This window comes from Thiocystis minor, assembly GCF_016653465.1.
Classification (GTDB): Bacteria; Pseudomonadota; Gammaproteobacteria; order Chromatiales; family Chromatiaceae; genus Chromatium; species Chromatium minus.
Window position 1 is genome coordinate 1 of record NZ_NHSQ01000196.1, and the last position, 21,370, is coordinate 21,370.

Sequence of the window (21,370 nt, forward strand, 5' to 3'; positions counted from 1 at the left end):
TCAGCAGTTCTAAATTTAAGACCATGCTGTTATGAAGGACTCTTTGAGAGTCGAGCGGAGAACCCGATGGTTCTGAAACCAGTTGTCCCTGTTGCTCCCACGCCCAAGCTCTTTTCGGTCACGGGCTTGGTGGCAGGCATTCGCGCAGTGTTGTTCAACCTGCCAGACCATCGCAAGGGCGGTAACAACCAGCGTTATGTGATCGGTGACGCCGCCTTGAGTGCCTTTTCGGTGTTCTTCATGCAGAGCCCGTCCTTTCTGGATTACCAGCGGCGGATGCAGAAAGAACGCGGACGCAACAATGCCCGTTCGCTGTTCGGCGTGCACGAGATTCCGAGCACCCAGCAGATCGGCAACCTGCTCGACCCGATCTCACCGGAGTGTCTGGCCCCGGTGTTCCTCGACGTGGTCGACGCCTTGCACCAGCATCGTGCCTTGGACACCCATCGCCAAGCCGATGGACGCCTCTTGATCGCCCTGGATGGCACCGAATACCACTGCTCGTGCGCGGTCCACTGTGCGCAGTGCTCCACGCGCACGCTCAGCAACGGCCAGACCCAGTTCTACCATGTCGCCGTGACGCCGGTGATCGTCGCGCCCGGACAAGCCGACGTGTTTCCCTTGCCACCGGCCTTCGTCCGTCCCCAGGACGGGCACGCGAAGCAAGATTGTGAACTCACGGCCGCCACCCGCTGGCTTCAGCAGTGGGGGGCACGGATCGCGCCCTGGCGCACGACCCTGTTGGGTGATGATCTGTATTGCCATCAGCCGTTTTGCCAGCAGGTGCTCGCGCAGGGGTGCGCGTTTCTGTTCGTCTGCCTGCCACCGTCCCATCCGCTCCTGTACGAATGGGTGACGGACTTCGAGCGCAGCGGCGAGGTGCCCACCTTGGTGAAGACCCGCTGGACGGGCACGCAGCGCCTGACCGAGACGTATCGGTGGCTCAATGACTTGCCGCTGCGCGACGGGAAAGACGCCTTGCTGGTCGGCTGGTGCGAACTCACCACCACCGATGCCGAGGGCCAGGTGCTCTACCGCAACGCCTGGGCGAGTTCCGAGCCGATCAACGCCGACAACGTCATCGCCCTGGTCGCTGCCGGGCGCAGTCGCTGGAAAATCGAGAACGAAAACAACAATACGCTCAAGACCAAGGGGTACCATTTCGAACACAACTATAGCCATGGCCAGCAGCATCTGGCCGCCCTGTTAGCGAGCCTGATCCTGTTGGCGTTCCTCGTCCATACCGTGCTCGACCGACTCCATCCCGGCTATCAGGCCGTGCGTCGCCAGTTGCCGTCACGCCGCACCTTCTTCGAGCATCTGCGTGCCCTGACCCAGTACCTGCCCTTCGATTCCTGGGAGCACCTGTTCGATTTCATGCTGGAGGCACTTGAGCCAGCGCGGCCACCACCCGCACGCCGCGCGGGCGGGAAGCGGGGGCAAATTTAGAATTGCTGCCTTGCCTTCCGGTGTATTGACCGTGCCGTAGTTCTGTTCCGAGAGATGCGCGAGCAGATCATTGCGGATCAATGGCAGGTGTTTATCCACGGCGGCGACGACATTCTGATCGCGCGTGACGATGGTGATATTGAGACGAAGAAAACGCACCGGACCGGGCGCCGTGATATTGACCGTCACCGGTTCGAGCGCATGGTAGATCAACGGCGCCTCTTCCGATGGCTTGGCCGGCGCGTGCTCGGTAACAGGTTCGGATTCGGATCCATGCGGCTCTTCCACGCCCTCGGCCGGCTCGGCAGCATCTCGGAACAGGAAATAATAGGCAGCGCCACCTCCCGCGGCGAGGATCAACAGGACAATGAGGATCAGGATCATCCACTTGAGCCTGTTGCTGGAGCCCTTGCTCGGTTTCGGTTCAGTCGCTTTCTCGGCCATGTTTCACCCTAACGGATAATCCTCGAATGTAGGCAGACCAGCATACCGGATAACGAAAACGTATCGATCCGGCTGGACAGCGCGCCGGCCTCTGGCAATTGCCGATCATCGCAAAAGTAAACGGTTGAAATCAAATAAAATAATCCAGTCTCCCGGATAAGACGGACAGGGTGCTGCCGGCGATATCCGGAGACTCGATGTCATCCCCGAGACGGACGTCAAAATCCTGGCGGTCTTGCGCGGTTCCAGCCTGTTCCCGATCCGATTCGCCGCGTCTTTCGGGAGCTTGCTCGGAAATCGACACGTTGCCCAGCGACAAACCATCCTGGGCCAGCGCATCCCGCAACCGCGGTAGGGCCGCTTCCAGCACCTCGCGCACGATCGGGTGAGGCGACAGAAACTGGACATGCGCCTGATCGGCCTCCATGGTCACCCGCACCTCCATGGCGCCCAGACTCCGCGGATGCAGAGTTAACTCGGCCGTCCCAAGGCCGGACCGCATCACCCATTTCACCTGTTCCGCCAAGTGCGTCTCGCCGCCGGGCCGCAACACATTGGACAGATCGAGTATCCGCGCCGGCCCGGAACCGAGTTGAGTGCCGACTGAGGTCGCGCCCGTCGCGGGCAACCCCGTTTCGGGCAACTCGGCCAGTGCGTCGGACGCGTCCCCGACCGCAAGGCGCTCCGTTTCGTCTGTCGCCTTCATCGTCAGATCGAGCAGGGCGCCCCGGGTCGAGAAGACAGTTGGCAAGCCCTGTCCCTCTTCAGCCAGCGGGCTGCCGGACTGCGCCGTACCGACTTTACCGTCGGTCGATCCCTGAAAAAGCTGGCTCAGCCAGGTCGGAGCGGTTGTTTTCAGGATCGATGCCTGATCGGGCTCACCGGAATCCGCTAGGACGGCGGTCGTTGGGATGGCTGCAACACCATCCGTCGGCGTCGGCACCGACTGCAACAGCCGTCGAAGAAAGTCCGCGGGAATCGCCGTCGGCGACGCGGTTACTTTCGACTCCAATGAATGCGTGAGGGCGGCGGCCGTCGGGGGAAGGTCCACGCCATCCGCCGGCGTCGGCGGCAACAAACGCCGGAGCAGGTCCGCGGGAATCGCGGCCAACGGCGCGGTTTCTTCTGACTCCAATGAATGCGCAAGGGCGGCGGCCGTCGGGGGAAGATCCACGCCATCCGCCAGCGTCGGCGGCAACAACCGCCGGAGCAGATCCGCGGGTATCGTCGTCGGCGACGAGGGCTGCCCGGCGTCTTCGCAACGCATTTCCGACAGCGCGGCGGTGCCTTGCGTGCCCGCCGGCGATGCGCCGGCGATCGATGACTCCAGTAATTTGTTCAACAAATCCGTGGGCGTCTCCACCCGGCTCGATACCACCGCGAAGAGCGATGCCGGAGTTTGGTCGACCGCCATTCTCGGTCCGTCGGCGGACGGCACGCGATCCTGCGCGAGCGCCAGGAATTGCGTCAGGAGCGACTGACCGTCAAGCGCCGCGATCTCGGCCGGATCCTCCCCCCACTCGACCAGGATGTCTTGCAATTGCGTGCCAAGGGCGCCCATGAATCCACCGTCTTCCGGTATTTCCAAGGAACCCGTCTCGCCGAACGAACCTCCGAATACTTGAGGCAGAAGGTCGGCAGAATGTTGGAGCGGATGATGCGATTGAATCATCTCAAGCCCTCGTGTGCATGATCATGACAACGCCCTTTCAAGAATCCGCGTTCGCGTGTTTCTGGAAAGCCTGTCGGGTCGCCCAGAGATCCTGCTCGCGCTGTTGCTTGCGACCGTCCAGAACGCTCTCGGTCCGGCGGCGACGCTCGATGAGTTTTGCCAGCGACAAGGTTGCCTGATGCCTTTCCATCCAGACCGACCGAGCCTGCTCCACCTGCGACTCGGCGGCGGCGACGCGCAACGCCTGCTGTTGCAAGGCCTCGCGCAACTGCTGTTGCATCTGGGCCATCTGCTTCAGCATCCGGGCATCGCTCGGCAAGCCGGAATGCAAATACTGGCTCTGGTACTCGGACAACTGGTCACGCTGCTGCTCGGCGCGGTTCAATTCCGCCAGACGGCTGGCCAGGACGACCGCCACCTCGTTTTCCTGCGCCTCGCGGATCTTGCGCAGGCGCTCGAAGCGTTTCACGCTCATGGGTTCTCTCCTCGCGCCTATCCGCTCGGCATGCCCAGCAGATCGAACAACTCGCGCCGCGACTGTTCGAAGCTGGCCGCCTCGGTGCGGTTCTGTCCAAGATACGACTCCAGACGCGGGTTCATCGCGACCGCCTCGTCCAACTGCGGATCGGAACCCTTGCGATAGGCGCCGACGGCGATCAGATCGCGGTTGCGCGCATAGGTCGACATCAGGCTCCGGAAACGATAGGCCGCGCGCTGATGCTCGGGGGTCACCACGGCGCTCATGACGCGCGACACCGAGGCGCTGACATCGATCGCGGGATAACGGCCGCTTTCGGCAATCTCGCGCGACAGCACCACATGGCCATCCAGGATGGCGCGCGCCGAATCGACGATCGGATCGTTCTGATCGTCGCCCTCGGCCAGCACGGTATAAAAGGCCGTGATCGAGCCGCCGCCATGATCCCCGTTGCCGGCGCGCTCGACGAGTTGCGGCAGACGGGCGAACACCGAGGCCGAATAGCCCTTGGTGGCCGGCGGCTCGCCGATGGCCATGGCGATCTCGCGTGCGCCCTGGGCAAAGCGGGTCAGGGAGTCCATCAACAGCAGCACGTTGAGCCCGCGGTCGCGAAAATACTCGGCCACGGTGGTCGATACCCAGGCGCCATGCTGACGCAACAAGGGCGATTGATCGGCTGGCACCGCCACCACCACGGTTCGCCGGCGCGATTCGTCGTCGAGAATATCCTGAATGAATTCGTTGACCTCGCGACCGCGCTCGCCGATCAGACCGACGACGATCACGTCGGCTTCAGTGTGCTTGGTCATCATGCCCAGCAGGACGCTCTTGCCGACGCCGCTACCGGCGAAGAGTCCGAGCCGCTGACCGCGACCGACCGAGAGCAGTCCATTGAGTGTGCGAATCCCCACGTCCAGCGGCTGCCTGACGGGGGCGCGGGTCAACGGGTTGATCGGGCGACCTTCGAGCGGTACCAGTTCCTGCGTGCGCAGCGGCCCGCCGCCGTCCAGTGGCCGTCCGAGCGCATCAATCACGCGCCCAAGCAGTTCGGGACCGACCGGGATGCGCCGGCTCTGCTCCAGCGGTTCGATGCGGGCACCGGGAATCAGACCCTCCAGCTTGCCCTCAGGCATCAGAAAGGTCCGCTCGCCCTGGAAACCCACCACCTCGGCGGCCAGTTGCGTTCCGTTGACGGTATGGATCGCGGCCCGTCCGCCCACCGGCAGCCGGATGCCCTCGGCCTCCAGGGTCATGCCCACCATGCGCGAGAGTCGGCCTTCCGGCTGCGGATCGGGCGTCTTCTCGATCCGCTGACGCGATTGCTCAAGGCGTTCGCGCAACCCATGAACCAATTGACGCGAACCCTGCTCGCGTAGATCTCGGATGACATCGGTCATGCATCGTTCTCCAGCGGAACTTCCCGCGGCTCGGCAGGGACGGATTCCACCGGCGGCGCCAGTTCCCCCCAAATCGCATCGATAGACTGCCGCAGCCGCGTCTCCAGTCTGGCATCGATGCGACTGGCGCCGCTTTCGACAAGACAACCGCCGCGCTCGATGACGGGGTCCGAGAACCAGGTCAGCGATTCGCCGATGGAATTGGCATAGGCCTCCAGAATGGCCTGGTCGTCAGGATGCACATGCACCCGCAACGGATGATTGCGCGACGGCAACTGGGCCAGCGCCTGTCGGAGAACACGCGCAACGAGGTCGGGACGTTGACGCAATTCATCCATGATGACCCGTTTGCCCAGCGTCTCCACCAGCATCAGTAATTCGGGCTCCAGGTCGTCTGCGGAGCGGGCCAGGGGGTCGGCAAGATCGGCCGCGATCCCCTCCAGGGCCGCGATCGTTTCTTTCAACGTCGCTTCCTGAAGTGTGCGCAGCTCCGTCTCGCGCGCCAGGCGCGCATCGCGCTCTGCTCCGGCCTGTTGCAACGCCTGTTCGAGTCCCTCCTGATAGCCCGCCTGAAAACCGGCCTCGGCTCCCGCCGCTCGCGCAGCCTCCTCGATGGCCGCGAGTTCGGCCGCCGTCGGCCGATGGATGATGGGTTCGGCTTCGGGTTCGGGTTCGCTTTCGCGCAACGGCAGAGCGCCCACATTCGGTGGCATCCAGCGCTGCGCGTCCGGAAATGCCTGCTCCGCCAACCCTGACCGAAACCGGTTCACAGCATGGTCTCCCCGCCCTTGCCGCCCAGGATGATTTCGCCACTGTCCGCGAGACGGCGCGCCACGGCGAGAATCTCCTTCTGCGCGCCCTCGACATCGCTCACGCGCACGGGGCCTTTGGTTTCGAGATCGTCGCGCAGCATCTCGGCGGCGCGCTTGGACATGTTCTTGAAGATCTTGTCCCTCAGATCGTCCTCCGCCCCCTTTAACGCCAGCACCAGCGACTCGGTCGAGATCTCGCGCAGCAGGGTCTGGATTCCGCGATCGTCGACATCGATCAGACTCGCGAAGACGAACATCAATTCCTGAATCCGCGTAGCCAGATCCTCGTCGACCTGCGTGACGCCCTCCATCACCACGGACTCCTTGGAGGACTCCATGAAATTCAAAATGCTGGCCGCCGTCTTGACACCGCCGATCATGGATGACTTGGCGGTGTTCTTGCCCGAAAGCTGACGTTCGAGAATCTCGTCCAACTCCTGCAGGGCCGCCGGCTGTACGCCATCGAGCGTGGCGATGCGCAAAATCAGATCGGACTGCACCCGATCCGGAAGATAGGACAGCGTTTCGGCCGATTGATCCGGATCCAGATGCGAGAGCACGATCGCGACGATCTGCGGATGCTCGTTGCGGATCATTTCGGCGATCGCGCGGGGATCGAGCCACTTCAGCGCCTCCAGCCCCTTGGAGTTGCGACCCAGCAGGATGCGGTCGATCAGGCCCGCCGCCTTGTCCTCGCCCAGAGCCGAGCGCAGCACATTGCGGACATAATCGTCGGCGCCGATGCCAAGCGATGTCTGATCGTGGACGACGCTCGAAAATTCCTGCACCACATAATCGATATCGCCCCGCGACACCCGATCCAGGTTAGCCATCGCGGTGCCGATCTTCTGGACCTCCTTGGGCCCCATGTGGCGGAGGATTTCAGCCGCCGAGACCTCGCCCAGGCACATCATCAAGATGGCCGCACGCTCGGCGCCAGAGAATTTCGTGGGATCAGTTGCCATCTTCCGCCAACCATGACTTCATGACTTGCGCGACCCGCTTGGGATCCTCTCGCACCATCTCGCGGATGGCCTCCAGATCGAGTTGCTGCTGGTCGACCCCCTTGGGCCCCGTCAGCGAGGGGTGCGCCGAACCTTGATGACTTAAGGCAACCAGTTCATCGTCGGACTGCGATTCGTCGGTCAAGGCACGCAGTTCTTCACCATCGGCGCCCAGTGCTGGCGACTCGGGCTCTGGCTCGGGCTCGGGCTCGGGCGGCTTGGGCATGAGTTGCTGCAGGCCCGGCTTGACGACGGTCAGCAGAACCAGCAGGGCCAGGATGAATCCGCCGACGACCTTGACCAGTTCAAGAAACCAGATTTCGGACCAGAAAGGAATAACGTCTTCCTCGCGCGTATCCGGGACGAAAGAGATCGAAGTCACGTTAATCAAATCGCCGCGCTTCTCATCGAAACCAACCGCCCCGCGGACCAGCGCGCGGATACTCTCCAGCTCGGCATCCGAGCGCGGGACACGCACGACCTCGCCGGCATCGTTGGTTTGGTCCTGATAATCGACAACCACCGCCGCGGACAAACGGCGAATGCCGCCAGGCGTTTCCTGGACGTGGGAGATGGTTCGATCCACTTCATAATTGCGCGTCGTCTGTTGACTGCGGCTGCTGGGCAGTTGGGGATTCGCCACCGCGCCAGCCGCCGGTCCGCCGACCACGCCGCCTGCCGGCGGTTGGTTGGTCAAGGCGCCGGGGATCCCGCCCACGCCGGGGTCGGCGCCGATTTTTTCCTCTTCATTACTCTGCTCCGAACGCACCGCCGTGCGATCCGGATCGAAGGATTCCTCGGTCCGCTCGACCCGCGAAAAATCCAGATCGGTCGCGACCTGTACCCGCACCCGATCACGCCCAACAATCGGGATCAGCAGCGACTGCACGCGTTCCACAAAACCCGCTTCGACACGGTTCGTATAGTCCAGGTGATCGAGCGACAGATTCGCTGACTTCTTGTCATCGTCGACGGTGAGCAGTCGACCGGTCTGGTCCACCACAGTCACTCGCTCCGGCAACAGATCCGGGACGCTCGCCGACACCAGATGCACGATGGCCCCAACCTGGGCCTCGGTCAAGGAGCGATTCCCGCGCAGATGGACAACCACCGAGGCGCTCGGCGGGGTTCGCTCGCGCACGAAGACCGAGCGTTCCGCCTGGGCGATATGCACCCGTGCCTTCTCGACCGGTTCCAGGGCGGCCACGGAACGGCCCAGTTCGCCTTCCAGCGCGCGCTGGAAGCGGGCACCCTCGATCAAACGACTGTTCCCGAAACCGGCATTGTCCTGCAGCAACTCGAAGCCAACATCGGTCGATTTCGGAAATCCCTGGCCGGCCAGCAGCAAGCGGGTCTCGGCGATCCGTTGCTGGGGAATCTCGATGCGCCCGGAGGTGCTGTCAACCTTGTACGGCACGCCCATCGAGGTCAGCGCCTGCATCATCTCAGCGGCCTCGGCGCCATCGACCTGCGCGAACAGGGGGGCGTAGGTGGGCCGCAGCGCCCAATACAGAATCGCGGCCACGGCCACGAGACCGCCGGCGATCATCCCGATCAGGGCGATCTGTCGCCCAGCCGGCATCTCGTTGAACGACTGTAGACTCGTCGAAAGCGCGGCGGTCAGTGATGACGCCATGGCTGAATCGCTCCGTTAACCACTCGTCCGTCAGGCTCAGACCTGCATGCTCATGACTTCCTGATAGGCCGACAGCAATCGATTGCGGACCTGATTGGTCGCCTCGAAGGCGATGCTTGAGCGGTTCATGGCCAGCATTACCTGAGGGAGACTGACATCGGCGTCGCCCAGTTCGAATTTGGTTTGCATCGTGGTTGATTCCTGTTGCACTTCGTTGACGGAACGAACCGCCTCCTTCAGCTTGGAGGCGAAATCCTGTCCCTCTGATCCGCGCGCGGGCTGCACCCCCTCGACTGGCCTGGCGCCCTCGATCCGCCCCGACTGGGAGAGCGCGCGCATCTGCTGCAACACACTCTGGATCTGCATTTCGCTCATGTCCAATCAACTCCGGCTTTGCCACACGAGACCCAAATCATGGCGCCTAACAGCCCGGCACTGGATTCGACCGATCAGGAGCGGGCAGACGACTGTTGCCGATCTTATGCAAATTTAATACCCGAGATTCGAAACGGCTGTTGATCCAGCGCAATGAGCCGCTTCGAACGGCGTCAGCAGCAACGTTGATGGGTGCATGCGGGAGGGGATTTCGGTCATCGGAGCGGAGAAGATAGACGGAGCAACCGACTTCTGGCGCGGCTGACAAAAACGACAGTTTCAAAAACGACAGTTTCTTGACGTTCGTGCGCAACCGGGATCCGGTTCGGATGCCGTCTCTGCTTATCTGCGTACCCTCTCGATCAACAAGGGCATTGGCGTTATGTTGTATCGGCCGCATCCCGTTCGAGACCGAACTTGCGCATGCGCTCCACTAGGGTCGTGCGCCGCATTCCCAAGCGCCTGGCGGCTCGCGCGACAACTTGATCGTTCTGTTCTAGCGCCGCGACAATCATGCCACGCTCCAGATCGTTGAGGTATTCGCGTAATTCCCGCCCTTCCGGGGGCAACGGATGCAACAAGTCGGCATCGGCTCCAGCGACCCTCTGGTCGCGCACATCCATGGCCGGCAGCGACTCCAGGTGCGCCGGCCGGAATCGGGTGGGCAATTGTGGCAGATCCACCAGCAGACCTGGATACATGATCGAGAGCTGCTCCAGAAGATTCGCCAACTCCCGAATATTGCCAGGCCAGTCCTGTTGCTCCAGATGCGTCAGAACGGCCGGGGTCAGACAGGCCGGTTCCACTCCATGCTCTCTCAGGCGCGCTTCGAGTGTCGCGATCAGCAATGGAATATCGCTTTGGCGCTCCCGCAGCGATGGCAGCTCGATCGGAAAGACATTGAGACGAAAAAACAGATCCTGCCGGAAGTTTCCGCCCGCGACAGCTTCTTCAAGATTGCGGTGCGTCGCCGAAATGATGCGGGCATTGGTCTGGAGCGGCTTGTTCGAGCCAACCCGTTCGAAGGTACGTTCCTGCAGCACACGCAAGAGTTTTACCTGCATCGGCAACGGCATGTCGCCGATTTCGTCGAGAAAGAGCACCCCATCCTCGGCCAGCTCGAAACGCCCGGCGCGGGCCGTGAAAGCACCTGTGAAAGCGCCCTTCTCATGACCGAAGAGTTCGCTTTCCAACAGGTCGGCCGGGATCGCGCCACAGTTAACGGCCACGAAGGGTTTGCCGCGGCGACTCGATGCATCGTGGATAGCGCGCGCGACCACCTCCTTGCCGGAGCCCGTCTCGCCGAGGATGAGTACGGTCGCATCGGTCTTCGCGACCTGGCCAATCAGCCGTTTAACCACCAACATGGCTGGATGACGACCGACCAGATTGACATCGGGCACCGGATCGGACTCGGCTTCGCACTGCAACCATTGCAGGATCTGAATCACGTTGCCCGGCGATAGAGGAGACGACACGATCAAGGCTCGCGGCGGAACATCGCAGGCGACACCGTCCGTGGGTTGACACACGACCGGTACCCGCCGCGACGGGGGTAACGAGTCGAGCAGCAAGGCGAGATGCGCGGACGGCTCGCAGAGCCAGAGCGCATTTAAATCGTCATAATGCGCGGCCGTCAGGCTGACGAATTCGCGGACCTCGCATCCCAGAAATTCCAGGATGCAGCGCGTCTCGGCGCGCACCGCCGCTTGACCGAACAGACCAATTTTCATCACCTGTGCGGATTCACCTTGTCCGGGAGCGTAGACGCCATCCTTCAACTCAACGTTCAAACCTCAATGCTCAAGCCGTCTTTTCGGCGTGTATAGGCAGACTGGCGGAAGTCCACGCGGACGCTGTCTGCTCATTGCCGGACTGATGCCGCCGACGCGCGACCTCGCGGCGATGCATGCGAAAGACCCAGCGCCGCAAGACCTCTCGGAGCCCGTGATCCGGGGAGCCCCAGGTGACGCCGCAGACGTGATCGCGACACTCGATCTTGCCCAACTCCAAAACCAGAGGCTGCGCCAGCCAATGACAGGGATATAATTCGATGCGGTCGCAGTCGGGCTTCAGCACAGCCGCGGGAAGCACCAGTCCATCGCTGCTGATCCTGACCTTCGAACGCTTCGGTATTTTATCCGCCAGCAGCGTGGTCACAAGATCCATGAGCAAATCGATCTTGAGTTCCAGGCGGATCAGTTCGGGCGGCAGCGGTTCCTCATTCGCGCGCCCCGGAGCTTCAGACTCAAGCACGGCGATCGCCTCCAGAAGATGCGCCGCCGCGTCGCTGGTCGTTGGCATCCGTTCGCTCGGCACGACTGGCAATTCCAGGGTCACCGTGAGGCCATCGCCCAACACGTCCCGCCAGTCCTCGATCGCCATGGTTTACCTGATACCGTCTAATGTTAGGAATTGCCGTGATGCTAACCGCTTCAGGATCGATGGGAAAGCCGTTCGTACCCTGGTCGCCCCGACTTGCTAAAATGCGCGCTTCGACATCCTTGCATTGACGTTCCCTTTTCTTCAGCTCGCCTCGACAAGGTCAAAACCATGCTATCGAGTATCGGCAATTATTTCGAACGCCTCGTCATGGAACGGCTCCGTGACACCCTGGACGAGAACGGCAACTCCCCGGATGCCGAGTACGCCGAAGACCTTGCCTGCGTGGCATTGAATTACCTGCCACCTCGGTATGTGCGACATTCGGTCGATCTGGCGTCTCATCTCAGCGATGCCGAGCAAAGAAACATGCAGGAGGAGGTTTCGGACGCCGTCAACTTCGCGATCGCGACCACGCGGCGTCGTAAGAAGGTCCGTGACCTGAATCTGGGATGATGCACGGGCGGTGGTCGATCACTCCGGTTCCAGGCCCTCCAGTCTCAGGCCCGCCTGCCTGACCAGACGCAGAAACGAGGCGTAACTGCGCGCATCCAGACGGCAGCTCGCGCTGCGGCGATCCGCGTAAACCAACCCAACCGGTCGTCCCTTGACCCACATCGACATGACGAAAAAGCGCGTGTCGCCGATCAGTTCGACGATCGCCTCCGGTATCCGCGGCAGAAGATCGGCTTGCGTTTCCTCGTTCAGCCAGAGGGCGGACGGCGCTTCCAGCAACTCGCCAAAAAGCCCACCGGCATCGAGCGACAGACTGAAGCGATTGAAGGTCGGCTCGAAATCCGTGCCGACCAGAAACTCCGCCGATAACGTCCGTCGGCGGGGACAATACACCGCGAACACGGCCCGATTCAGACCCAGGCCGCGATGCAGGCCACGCAGCAGCGTCGCGAACACCGACTCGCGATCGGGCAGCGAGCGATCGCTCAGCGCCGCCAGGCAGGCCAGATAATCGTCCTCTCTCGGCGCCAGACAAAAAGAAGGCGTTCCGGGCTCATGCGTCGTCGCCGACAGCCGACCGTCGCGTTCCAGGGGCAGCAATGCCAGTGAACCGAGACCATAGCGGGCGGCCGTCGGATTGAAGGCGCCCAACACGCGGTTGATGCGTTGAATCAAGGAAGGCAGGTCGAGATTGAGCAACTCGGCCGCCAGACGCAAGTCAGACATCCGCATCGGATGACGCCAGGCGGAAAAGGCATCGCGGGCAATCTGGGTCGCCAGCATCACGCACAGCGTTCTTAGATACCGCGCATTGCGGGCGCGCATGGCCTCACGCACCATCTCCGGCAGCTTCCATCGGACGGCCAGGACATGCCCCAATTCCTCCAGGCTCTCCCCCAACGAGACATATTCGGCCTCGTGCGGAAGCACATGGCTAGACTCCACCAGCTCCAGATAGCGGTTGATCCGGGCATCCCCGTGCGCGAGCAGAAACAGCTCGCCCAGATTGTTCAGCAAGGCCGCCAGACTCACCTCGGACGGAAAGCGGTCGCGATCCAGCTCGGCCCAGTCCTGAGCCAGCAGGCCGGCCAGGACCGCCCGGCCCGCGCTCCGACGATAGGAAGCGAGCCGCTCCGCGTCCAGAACCTCCTCGGCGATACTCGCCTCGGACTCCAGACGCAGAAGCGCCTGAGTCCCCAGCATGTGCGCCGCATCTTCCAACATCACGATCTCGGCGCTGAAATGCCGGTGCGGAACTGCGTTGGCCCGCTGCATCACGCGCAAGGCCATGGCCGGATCGGCCATGATCGCCATGGACAGTTTTCGCAGCGGCGCGAGTTCGTCCGTCAACAGACTCGCCAATTCCCGTCGTGTTCGTGCCAACACAGGAAGTTGCTCCGGCGAAGCATCGACCGTCACTGCCTTCAACCAGCCTAGACTCACCGTGGTGCCTCCCCATCAAGACTCGTGTCGCGAAGCAGGTATCCTCGGCACCGAACTTAGAGCTAAGCGCAAGATGCCCCGATTCGCTATTATTGGCCGCCAATGACCTTCGTCACAAGCAGGCGGCTTGATCAGCCCCCGCAAAATGCCCCTGAGGACTCGACAGCGTGAATCTGATCCTTGGCTCCATCATTGTCTTTGCGTCCGTCCTCGGCGGATTCGCCGCGGGAGGCGGTCACATCGCGGCCATCTGGCAACCCTTTGAACTGGTCATCATCCTGGGCGCATCCCTGGGCGGCTTCATCATCGCCAATTCCATGGGCGTCGTCATGAAGTCGCTGAAATCCATCCCTTCCCTGTTCACCGGATCCAAGTATAAGAAGGCCGATTATCTGGACGCGCTGGGCTTCATGTACGACCTCTTCAGCAAGGCCCGCAAGGAGGGGCTCATGGGGATCGAGCCGGACATTGAGGAGCCAGCCAGCAGCGCGCTGTTTCAGAAATATCCCCGAACCCTGAAAGACCATCATGCCGTGGAATTCATTTCCGACTACATGCGACTCGTCGTCAGCGGCAACATGAATCCGTTCGAGCTGGATAACCTCATGGACATCGAGCTAAACACCCATCACCACGAGGCCGAAGAGGCATCGCACGCCGTGCAGCAGGTCGCCGACGGCCTGCCCGCCTTCGGCATTGTGGCCGCCGTCCTCGGCATCGTGCATACCATGGCCGCCTTGGGTGGCCCGATGTCGGAAGTTGGCGCTCTGGTCGCCGCGGCACTGGTGGGAACCCTCAGCGGCATCCTGATCGCCTACGGCTTCGTCGGCCCGATCGCCACGATGCTGGCCCGATACGCGGCCGATGAGACACGCTTCCTCTCCTGCCTCAAAGCCTGCATTCTGGCCAACGTTCAGGGTTACAGCCCGCAGGTCGCGGTGGAGTTCGGTCGCAAAACCATGGCTTCCGACCTTCGGCCCAGTTTTAGCGAGCTGGAAAAACATCTGCGCGGCGGCAAATAACCTAAGAGTGACTCCGCATGGCCATTGACACCAACAAACAACCCATCATCATCAAAAAGGTGTTCAAATCGGGCGGCCATCACGGCGGTGCCTGGAAGATCGCCTTTGCCGATTTCGCCACCGCGATGATGGCGTTCTTCATGTTGCTCTGGCTCATGGGCTCCACCACCAAGGAGCAGAAAGCGGCCATCTCGGAGTATTTTAACAATCCCTCGGCCTTCGAGGGTGTCAGCACCTCGCCATCCCAGGCGCAGGGTGAGGGAACCGGCTCCACACCTTCCATCATCGCCTTCGAGGGCGCCGTCGACATGGCTCCGGAATCGTCGCCATCGGAGAGCATGGATCCGAACCGGATCGAGGAGATGGCTGCCGCGCAGGACCAGGAGCGTCTGGAATCGCTGAAGGAGCTTCTGGAGGAAGCCCTGGAGCAAAGCGAGGCACTGATCCCCTACAAAGAGCAACTCCTGATCGACATCATTTCCGAAGGTCTGCGCATTCAGATTGTCGACAAGGAAAATCGCTCCATGTTCGATTCAGGGAGCGCGCAGCTCAAGAGCTATACCGATGACATCCTCAAGGAACTAGGCACCATGATCAATCAGGTTCCCAATCGGATCAGTCTCACCGGTCACACCGACGCGCGCCCGCTCGCGCGCGGCGACTTCAGCAATTGGGAACTGTCCACGGAACGCGCCAATACCGCTCGGCGGGCGCTCGTCGCGGGCGGGATGCAGGAGGAGAAGGTTGGTCGCGTGGTAGGATTCGCGGACACGGTACCCTTCGACCAGACCGACCCCAACAATCCCATCAATCGGCGCATCAGCATCATCGTCATGAATAAAAAGACGGATGAGGCAATCCATCAAGAGACGACCACGATCAAGGATCTGGTTGAGCCGACATCGCACTGAAGCCGCGCCTGAACTCATCGGCGCCGTCGCCTTGGTTTCCGGCAGCAGCCCTGTCAGAGTCGGCATCTTGACGAGTCGGCTCCAGCCTTGGTTGCGAGCCTGACTCAGCGACCCCAACGAATGATTGCAACCCGTTGTTCCATCAAGTTATCGTCAGACCAAAATGGTTTTGGCTTGATATCTGCTGTCGTTTGACGTGAGCGCCTCCAGTCACCCGCTGGAGCATCCCAACACAGACGAACGAGCGGAAGGTTGTCGTCATGATCGAATCGATTGCGGGCGGTCTGCTTGCCACACTGAATCATCTGGATGACGCCATGCTGGTGATCGGCGTCTTCAGCATTCTCTTGCTGGGCTTGTTCGCAAGCGCGCTGATCCTGATCGCGCTGCGCCGCGCACCGGCCTTTTACCGCAGCGTTCCCACCCTGCTGACAACCTTCGGTATCCTGGGAACCTTTCTCGGGATTTCCACCGGCCTGCTGCATTTCGATGTCGCGAACGTCGAAGCGAGCATTCCGATGCTGCTCGACGGACTCAAACTTGCCTTTATCACCAGTATCAGCGGCATTCTGCTCGCGGTTTGTCTGCGTCTCGTGCTGGTTCTGGGCGTTGACTCAAGAGCGGAGTCGGAACCGGCGCAAACCGCTATGACGTTGACCGACAACCTCACGCCCACGACATTCATCCAGCACCAGACACAGGTCGCGGACGCGCAACTGGCGGCGACTCGACAACTAGTCGACCGGATCGCGCAACTGGACAGCCGTCTGGTCGAGACCCTGGAGCGGCAGCACGCGCAACAGCTCGCGGCATTCAGCGAATTCGCCCAGCAACTCAGCGAAATGGGCTCGCGCCAACTGATCGCCGCGCTGGAGTCGGTGATCCGCGACTTCAACGCCAATCTGGGCGAGCAATTCGGCGAAAATTTCCGTCGCCTGGATGCCTCGGTGGAAAAACTGGTGCGCTGGCAGGATCAGTATCGCGACCACATGGAGACGCTGGGCCAGCAACTCGATCGCGCCAGCGAAGGTGTGGCTCAGTCCGAGGCGAGCCTCCAGGCACTGACTCAGCAGGCGCGGCAGATCTCAAGCTATATCGAGGATCAGGACGCGACCATGACCGGTCTGCGGCGCGAAAGCATTGAGCTGGAATCGCTGCTCGGCAGCATCGCCGATCTGCGCGACCGCGCCAGGGACGCCTTCCCCGCCATCGATATCCGTTTGAAAGCCATGCTGGAAAGCATCGAAAACGCGGTTCTCTCGGCCTTGAGCGCGCAACAGCGAGTCGGTCAGGTTGGCGCCACGGTTCGGCATCACGACAACATGACGCATCCCGAACTCTCTGTGGTGGCACGCTCATGAACGGCGCGTCGACATCAACCGCGAAAACGTCCCATCAGGAAGACGATTTCCATTGGATTGCCCTGTCCGATCTCATGTCCTCACTGATGATGATCTTCCTGTTTCTGGCCCTGCTGTACATGGTCCAGGTCACACGCACTCATGCCATCGAAACCGAGGTCAGAGTCACTGCGGTCGAATCGCGTCAGGCGATCTACCAGGCGCTCGACGAGGAGTTCCGGGAGGATCTGGTGCGGTGGAACGCCGAGTTCGACCGGCCCACGCTGACCCTGCGCTTTCGCGAGCCGGACGTGCTGTTCGATCGCAACTCGGCGCGCATCAAACCCGAATTCGACGCGATCCTGCGCGACTTCTTGCCGCGCTATGTCGCCCAACTGCGCCCCTTCCGCGAGGTCATCCGCGAGATCCGCGTCGAAGGGCATACCTCCAGCGAATGGAGCCCCAACACTAGTCCGCTCGATGCCTATTTCGCCAACATGGACCTGAGTCAGCAGCGGACCCAGGCGGTGCTGCGTTTCGCCTATGGCCTGGATAGCCTGCAACCGGAATCCTGGTTCCGTGAGCGGATCGCGGCGGTGGGGCTCTCCTCCTCGCGCCCGGTGCGCGATGCGAGCGGGCGGGAAGACCCGCGGGCGTCACGGCGGGTCGAGTTCAGCGTGCTGACCGATTTCGAGGCGCGTTTGCTGGAGCCGATCAAGCTGGACGGGGCGTCAGTGGACAGGAAGTGAGCAGACCGTCCATCCTCCGTCCCGAACGGATCGAGTTAACGAGCGAGTGCAACGGTGCGAAAGCCCCGAGATCGTCTCAGGTCGTTGTTGTCGTTGTCGTAATCGAATATTCGCCATGTCGAGACCGCGATCGCGACAACGACAACGACAACGAGGATGCCCCGGTCTCGGAACTTGGGCAGCGAAGCACTAGCAGGGGCGCGGTTTAGGCGGTTTCCGGGAAAGTGTCTACCGGAATCAACGCTTCGATCACCTTAGGCTTCATCGTTCAAGCGGGGATTTCGCAGGGCTTCCACAGCCAGCACCTGAAACTGCGCTTTTTCCAGCAGATCCAGGACGGCCTCGGGACGAATGCCGATCAATGGCCAGACGCCGGGATCCACCGGGGGGGCGTCGCGCCAGTCTCGGGAATCGAGTTCGGCGAGATGCGCGGCGGTATTGGCCAGATGCACCAGAATCACCGGTAGCCGGAAGGCGTCGGGCGCCATCAGTGGGTCATGATGAAACCGCAGACAGGCGCACAGGATGTCGGGCAACCCCCAGTGCTCCGCCAATGCGCCCCCAAGCTGGGCGTGATCGAAACCCAGTTCGGCGCGCTCGGCGTCCTGTGGCGTGAAGGCTTCCGGCTCGCCCAGACTGCGCAGAAAGGCCAGATGGGCCGCCTCGGGTTCCTGGGAGAAGAGAATCAACTGTCCAAGATCGTGCAGCAATCCGCCCAGAAAGACGGTTCCCGCCAAGGTGGGCGACTCCAGGTCGGCCAGCAGTCGTGCAATGACCGCGCAATAGGCCGAATGGTGCCAAAACAACTCCAGTGGCAACAGAGTCTGTACCGGCAACCGATCCGACGCCTGCGTCACGGCGCCCGCGATCACCAGTCGACGGAGATGATCGCGGCCCAGGAGCATGACCGCGCGCTCCACGGAGTCCACTGTACGAGCGGGCGCGAAGGCGGGGCTGTTGGCCAGACGCAGCACGATCACGACCAGCGCCGGATCCTGAGCCAACACATTGGCGATCATAGACTGACGACTGTTGGGATCGTCCAGCAATTTGAGAACGTCGCCGACCACCTTCGGGATGGCCAGCAGCCGGCCGGTCCGTTTGACAAGGGTTTCGATGGTCATTGATGGCACGCGTGAATACTCCGGAAAACCTGACGGGGTCGAGCAATAACGGTTGCAGCTAAGGAACGGCTCATTAAGAAGCTAAACAAGTCCATTAGCGAATACCTTTGTCGCTTTCGTTGTCGTTGTCGTTGTCGTTGATTCGGAGCGTTTCGATGCTGACAACGCTCGGACAGCGAAACCATGAGGCGCGGGAAAATCCTGACCGCTATCATCTCATTGATGACGACAACGATTGTATTCGTTGCCATTGTTTAATTTACATTTTACTCGTTACTAAACTGCGTCCAGAACGATAGGCGTTGTGGCAAGTCTCACATGGCGAACATCGATTTCAGAGACTCCAGCGTCTTCTCGGTACCCGCCAGTTGGGCAATCGGCTCTCCAGGCGGCGGGACCGGCAGGCCCAGGGTCGCGAACGCCGGAACGTCCGCGGCATCCGGATGCGGCCGGCCTTCGCTTTGCAGAAAGGCCCAGCGCGCCACGGTGGTCACGCTCGCGTAATCGGGCTCATCGGCTCGATACTCCCAGGTGCCGGACTGCTCCGCGACCGCCACCAGATCCTCGCCCAGCCCCCAGTAGTTGATCACCAGCACGCCGGTAATACTGCGCAGCTTGGCAATCAGCGATTCGATGCGGGCCAGCTGCGGATTGCGATCCCGCATCTCGATGAACTGGATGATCGGCACCGCACCGATTCCGGACACCAATCCCGCCAGCAGCGCCCGCTCTCGATTGAGAATCTTGAGTGTATCGGACAGGAGGTAGCTGTACGCCGAGCAGAGCACGCCGTCGGTCCAGACCGCCTTCATGGCCTCTCGGGTGACCTCGTTGCGGGCCTTGAAGGCCTGTCGCAAGGCAAGGTTGGTCGTCAGCATCCGGGTATTGCGAAAGCCCAGGCGCATCACGGCATCGCGCACCGACTGGATCTCTTTCGCGCCGCGAAACAGCGGGCTGTTGGTCGCATGGAGCAGTGCGCCGGCGATGGTGCCATCGCGTTGAATGACCTCGGTGAGTTCCGCTGCCCCGGCATCCGGGTCATTGGTGAGTTCCTGAATCTTCAGGGCCACCTCGGGCCTTGCCGGAAGCTCCAGCCGGTTGCTCGTGATGAGTTCATAGAGTTCGGCGAGAAACTCGCCCTCGGCTGAATCGAGTTCGATGTCGCTGACTTGAAGGCTGGAGTTGAGCGCGGAATCCAGGGCCGAGACCGGAATCCTGAGCACGATGCAGGGTGTCTCCGTGATGACGAAATCCCCTGCCCCGCTGGCCTCGCTGAAGAGATCGATCGGGTCGCTGAGCCCCTGATAACTTTCCAGGCGTTCGCCAACGCCATTCGTCAGCCGCACCGCATGACCATCGACAAGAAACAGCCGGTTGCCTTCGATATCGGTCAGACGAATCCGCTTTTTCGGGGCGAGTTCGCCAACACTGCACTGTTTGGATAATTCCTCTCTGACGGTTTCCGAAAGATCCCGAATTGGGTCGATTTCCGTCAGTAGAGACAGAACCTCTGATGTCTGCAGCATCGCTGGATTCCTGGATGGACAAATCTGGTGTCATCCCTAAGTCTAGCAGCATCGGCGCGCAAACCGATGCCTCGTCGTCAATTGCATCCAAGAGGAAACGCATGCCCTGTCAAGCGAGCGCACGGTATCCCAACAACACGTCGGACGCCTCGCCGGTGCTTCCGTCGGCGCGCTGAAACTGGCCGACCTGGGCCACGCTGTCGTAGAGGTTCAGCGCCTTGCGGGTATTCTGATAGCCCAATTCGATCGCCGTGACCTCGGCTGCCTCCAGGGTTTTGAGCGTCTGGACGCCATCGCTCCCGATCTGGAACAGACGCAGTTGCGAAAACACCTCGTCGCCAGCGTCGATGACGCCATCGGCATTGCCGTCATAGCGGGCCAATTCGGCAAAGCCATGGGCCGCGCCGCTCTGATCGCCGAACAGTTCCAGACCGTTGTCGATTTGGCCGTTGCCATTGCGATCCAGGGCCAGGAACCAGCTATCGCCCGTCACGAAGCTCACCTGCTCCACCTGGCCGTCGCCGGTCAGATCGAACTGAACGCCGGCCTCGACGCCAGTGGTGGCGATTCCCCGACCGGACAGATCCAGCACCAGCGGATCGCCCATCTGCACGGCGGCGGTCTCGCCTGAGCGCAGGTCCATCTGGAACGTCTGGCGCTGAGCACTCTGGAATTGGAGCGCAAGGCTGGAATCGAGACTGCTCGCGCTGAGTTCAAAGCGGGCGCTCGATACCTGGCTCCAGGAGACCTGCAACTCGGCGTTTGCCGTCGCGATGGTACCGTCGCCTATCCGCGCCTCCAGCATCGCCGAACGCCCGCCAGTGGCGGCAGCCCCGGCAGGCGGATCGACTCTGGCCGCAAAAGCACCGTCCGAGGCTCGGCGGGACGAATCCCGCGCATCCAGAGCGAAGGATTTACGCAGGATCTGGTAGTCGAGATCCTGCTCCAGACTCGCTTCAATCTGGGCGGTAAGATCGCCGGCCCCAGCCGGCACACTGGGCGGCGCGGAGGGCGTGACTGGCGGGCGAACAGTGGCCCGAGCGATTTCCTGATTCGGGCTGGAAACCGGCCGCTGCGCCGCGGATGGGGGTAACCTGACGACGGATGGAAGCAACATCATCACACCTCGCAACGGACAGGGATGTCCGCG

At 61.8% G+C, this 21,370-nt stretch carries 20 protein-coding genes and 1 pseudogene; 7 read left to right on the forward strand and 14 right to left on the reverse strand.

The window, feature by feature from the left end; genetic code table 11:
* Nucleotides 1-126: 126 nt before the first annotated feature.
* Nucleotides 127-1,338, forward strand: a pseudogene (locus tag CCR95_RS24530) (ISNCY family transposase); the annotation flags it as partial.
* Here CCR95_RS24530 and CCR95_RS26545 read toward each other — a convergent pair.
* Nucleotides 1,297-1,608, reverse strand: a complete 312-nt coding sequence (locus CCR95_RS26545; RefSeq protein WP_420825690.1) for a flagellar basal body-associated FliL family protein — start codon at nt 1,606-1,608, stop codon at nt 1,297-1,299. The pseudogene CCR95_RS24530 and the gene CCR95_RS26545 overlap by 42 nt on opposite strands.
* On the opposite strand from CCR95_RS26545, the gene CCR95_RS26550 reads away from it, so the two are divergent.
* On the forward strand, nt 1,504-1,905 hold the full coding sequence (locus tag CCR95_RS26550; protein WP_420825691.1) for a hypothetical protein: 402 nt from the start codon (nt 1,504-1,506) through the stop codon (nt 1,903-1,905). The two genes, CCR95_RS26545 and CCR95_RS26550, sit on opposite strands and share 105 nt — an antisense overlap.
* Nucleotides 1,906-2,023: 118 nt before the next feature.
* On the opposite strand, the gene CCR95_RS24540 is transcribed toward CCR95_RS26550, so the two are convergent.
* From CCR95_RS24540 to CCR95_RS24580, 9 genes are all read right to left on the reverse strand, one after another.
* Entirely contained in the window at nt 2,024-3,481 is a 1,458-nt protein-coding gene (locus tag CCR95_RS24540; protein ID WP_201099313.1) for a flagellar hook-length control protein FliK, read from the reverse strand.
* 121 nt (nt 3,482-3,602) lie between these two features.
* Entirely contained in the window at nt 3,603-4,040 is a 438-nt protein-coding gene (locus CCR95_RS24545; protein ID WP_014776935.1) for a flagellar export protein FliJ, read from the reverse strand.
* A 17-nt stretch (nt 4,041-4,057) separates the two neighbouring features.
* On the reverse strand, nt 4,058-5,440 hold the full coding sequence (gene fliI / locus CCR95_RS24550; protein ID WP_201099315.1) for a flagellar protein export ATPase FliI: 1,383 nt from the start codon (nt 5,438-5,440) through the stop codon (nt 4,058-4,060).
* The gene (locus CCR95_RS24555; protein ID WP_201099317.1) at nt 5,437-6,210 is read right to left on the reverse strand and encodes a FliH/SctL family protein; all 774 of its coding nucleotides are present in this window, start codon (nt 6,208-6,210) and stop codon (nt 5,437-5,439) included. Before CCR95_RS24555 ends, fliI begins: the two co-directional genes overlap by 4 nt.
* A complete protein-coding gene (gene fliG / locus CCR95_RS24560; RefSeq protein WP_201099319.1) occupies nt 6,207-7,217 on the reverse strand; it encodes a flagellar motor switch protein FliG in 1,011 nt (336 codons plus the stop codon). Before fliG ends, CCR95_RS24555 begins: the two co-directional genes overlap by 4 nt.
* Complete coding sequence (gene fliF / locus CCR95_RS24565) at nt 7,207-8,892, reverse strand: flagellar basal-body MS-ring/collar protein FliF (protein WP_201099321.1); 1,686 nt, start codon at nt 8,890-8,892, stop codon at nt 7,207-7,209. The genes fliG and fliF overlap by 11 nt, the downstream gene beginning before the upstream one ends.
* A gap of 36 nt (nt 8,893-8,928) precedes the next feature.
* Nucleotides 8,929-9,267 (reverse strand): flagellar hook-basal body complex protein FliE, encoded by a 339-nt coding sequence (gene fliE / locus CCR95_RS24570; protein ID WP_201099323.1) that lies wholly within the window; start codon nt 9,265-9,267, stop codon nt 8,929-8,931.
* A gap of 380 nt (nt 9,268-9,647) precedes the next feature.
* Nucleotides 9,648-11,000 (reverse strand): sigma-54 interaction domain-containing protein, encoded by a 1,353-nt coding sequence (locus CCR95_RS24575; RefSeq protein WP_201099353.1) that lies wholly within the window; start codon nt 10,998-11,000, stop codon nt 9,648-9,650.
* A 70-nt stretch (nt 11,001-11,070) separates the two neighbouring features.
* On the reverse strand, nt 11,071-11,652 hold the full coding sequence (locus CCR95_RS24580) for a PilZ domain-containing protein (protein WP_201099324.1): 582 nt from the start codon (nt 11,650-11,652) through the stop codon (nt 11,071-11,073).
* 168 nt (nt 11,653-11,820) lie between these two features.
* On the opposite strand from CCR95_RS24580, the gene CCR95_RS24585 reads away from it, so the two are divergent.
* The gene (locus CCR95_RS24585; RefSeq protein WP_201099325.1) at nt 11,821-12,105 is read left to right on the forward strand and encodes a late competence development ComFB family protein; all 285 of its coding nucleotides are present in this window, start codon (nt 11,821-11,823) and stop codon (nt 12,103-12,105) included.
* A gap of 18 nt (nt 12,106-12,123) precedes the next feature.
* Here the strand turns inward: CCR95_RS24585 and CCR95_RS24590 are convergent, their stop codons facing one another.
* Complete coding sequence (locus CCR95_RS24590; RefSeq protein ID WP_338115507.1) at nt 12,124-13,491, reverse strand: HDOD domain-containing protein; 1,368 nt, start codon at nt 13,489-13,491, stop codon at nt 12,124-12,126.
* Nucleotides 13,492-13,715: 224 nt separating this feature from the next.
* Here CCR95_RS24590 and motA point away from each other — a divergent pair, with 224 nt between their 5' ends.
* From motA to CCR95_RS24610, 4 genes are all read left to right on the forward strand, one after another.
* Nucleotides 13,716-14,570 carry a flagellar motor stator protein MotA gene (gene motA / locus CCR95_RS24595; RefSeq protein ID WP_201099327.1) on the forward strand — a complete coding sequence of 285 codons (855 nt, stop codon included), beginning with the start codon at nt 13,716-13,718 and terminating at the stop codon, nt 14,568-14,570.
* Nucleotides 14,571-14,587: 17 nt separating this feature from the next.
* Nucleotides 14,588-15,481, forward strand: a complete 894-nt coding sequence (gene motB / locus CCR95_RS24600) for a flagellar motor protein MotB (RefSeq protein WP_201099328.1) — start codon at nt 14,588-14,590, stop codon at nt 15,479-15,481.
* A gap of 260 nt (nt 15,482-15,741) precedes the next feature.
* Entirely contained in the window at nt 15,742-16,842 is a 1,101-nt protein-coding gene (locus CCR95_RS24605) for a hypothetical protein (RefSeq protein WP_201099329.1), read from the forward strand.
* Nucleotides 16,839-17,570 (forward strand): OmpA/MotB family protein, encoded by a 732-nt coding sequence (locus tag CCR95_RS24610; RefSeq protein WP_201099330.1) that lies wholly within the window; start codon nt 16,839-16,841, stop codon nt 17,568-17,570. Before CCR95_RS24605 ends, CCR95_RS24610 begins: the two co-directional genes overlap by 4 nt.
* 254 nt (nt 17,571-17,824) lie before the next feature.
* Here the strand turns inward: CCR95_RS24610 and CCR95_RS24615 are convergent, their stop codons facing one another.
* From CCR95_RS24615 to CCR95_RS24625, 3 genes are all read right to left on the reverse strand, one after another.
* On the reverse strand, nt 17,825-18,694 hold the full coding sequence (locus CCR95_RS24615; RefSeq protein ID WP_201099331.1) for an HDOD domain-containing protein: 870 nt from the start codon (nt 18,692-18,694) through the stop codon (nt 17,825-17,827).
* 314 nt (nt 18,695-19,008) lie between these two features.
* On the reverse strand, nt 19,009-20,220 hold the full coding sequence (locus CCR95_RS24620) for an HDOD domain-containing protein (protein WP_201099334.1): 1,212 nt from the start codon (nt 20,218-20,220) through the stop codon (nt 19,009-19,011).
* Between the two features lie 109 nt (nt 20,221-20,329).
* The gene (locus tag CCR95_RS24625) at nt 20,330-21,340 is read right to left on the reverse strand and encodes a hypothetical protein (protein WP_201099335.1); all 1,011 of its coding nucleotides are present in this window, start codon (nt 21,338-21,340) and stop codon (nt 20,330-20,332) included.
* Between the last annotated feature and the right edge of the window lie 30 nt (nt 21,341-21,370).

Bases quoted from the DNA above. Each gene is read 5' to 3' on its own strand.
- CCR95_RS24545 (WP_014776935.1), bottom strand. From the start codon at position 4,040: ATGAGCGTGAAACGCTTCGAGCGCCTGCGCAAGATCCGCGAGGCGCAG.
- fliG (WP_201099319.1), bottom strand. From the start codon at position 7,217: ATGGCAACTGATCCCACGAAATTCTCTGGCGCCGAGCGTGCGGCCATC.
- motB (WP_201099328.1), top strand. From the start codon at position 14,588: ATGGCCATTGACACCAACAAACAACCCATCATCATCAAAAAGGTGTTC.
- CCR95_RS24620 (WP_201099334.1), bottom strand. From the start codon at position 20,220: ATGCTGCAGACATCAGAGGTTCTGTCTCTACTGACGGAAATCGACCCA.
- CCR95_RS24610 (WP_201099330.1), top strand. From the start codon at position 16,839: ATGAACGGCGCGTCGACATCAACCGCGAAAACGTCCCATCAGGAAGAC.
- CCR95_RS26550 (WP_420825691.1), top strand. From the start codon at position 1,504: ATGCGCGAGCAGATCATTGCGGATCAATGGCAGGTGTTTATCCACGGC.
- fliI (WP_201099315.1), bottom strand. From the start codon at position 5,440: ATGACCGATGTCATCCGAGATCTACGCGAGCAGGGTTCGCGTCAATTG.
- CCR95_RS24580 (WP_201099324.1), bottom strand. From the start codon at position 11,652: ATGGCGATCGAGGACTGGCGGGACGTGTTGGGCGATGGCCTCACGGTG.
- CCR95_RS24605 (WP_201099329.1), top strand. From the start codon at position 15,742: ATGATCGAATCGATTGCGGGCGGTCTGCTTGCCACACTGAATCATCTG.
- fliF (WP_201099321.1), bottom strand. From the start codon at position 8,892: ATGGCGTCATCACTGACCGCCGCGCTTTCGACGAGTCTACAGTCGTTC.
- CCR95_RS24575 (WP_201099353.1), bottom strand. From the start codon at position 11,000: ATGAAAATTGGTCTGTTCGGTCAAGCGGCGGTGCGCGCCGAGACGCGC.
- CCR95_RS24615 (WP_201099331.1), bottom strand. From the start codon at position 18,694: ATGACCATCGAAACCCTTGTCAAACGGACCGGCCGGCTGCTGGCCATC.
- fliE (WP_201099323.1), bottom strand. From the start codon at position 9,267: ATGAGCGAAATGCAGATCCAGAGTGTGTTGCAGCAGATGCGCGCGCTC.
- CCR95_RS24625 (WP_201099335.1), bottom strand. From the start codon at position 21,340: ATGATGTTGCTTCCATCCGTCGTCAGGTTACCCCCATCCGCGGCGCAG.
- CCR95_RS24585 (WP_201099325.1), top strand. From the start codon at position 11,821: ATGCTATCGAGTATCGGCAATTATTTCGAACGCCTCGTCATGGAACGG.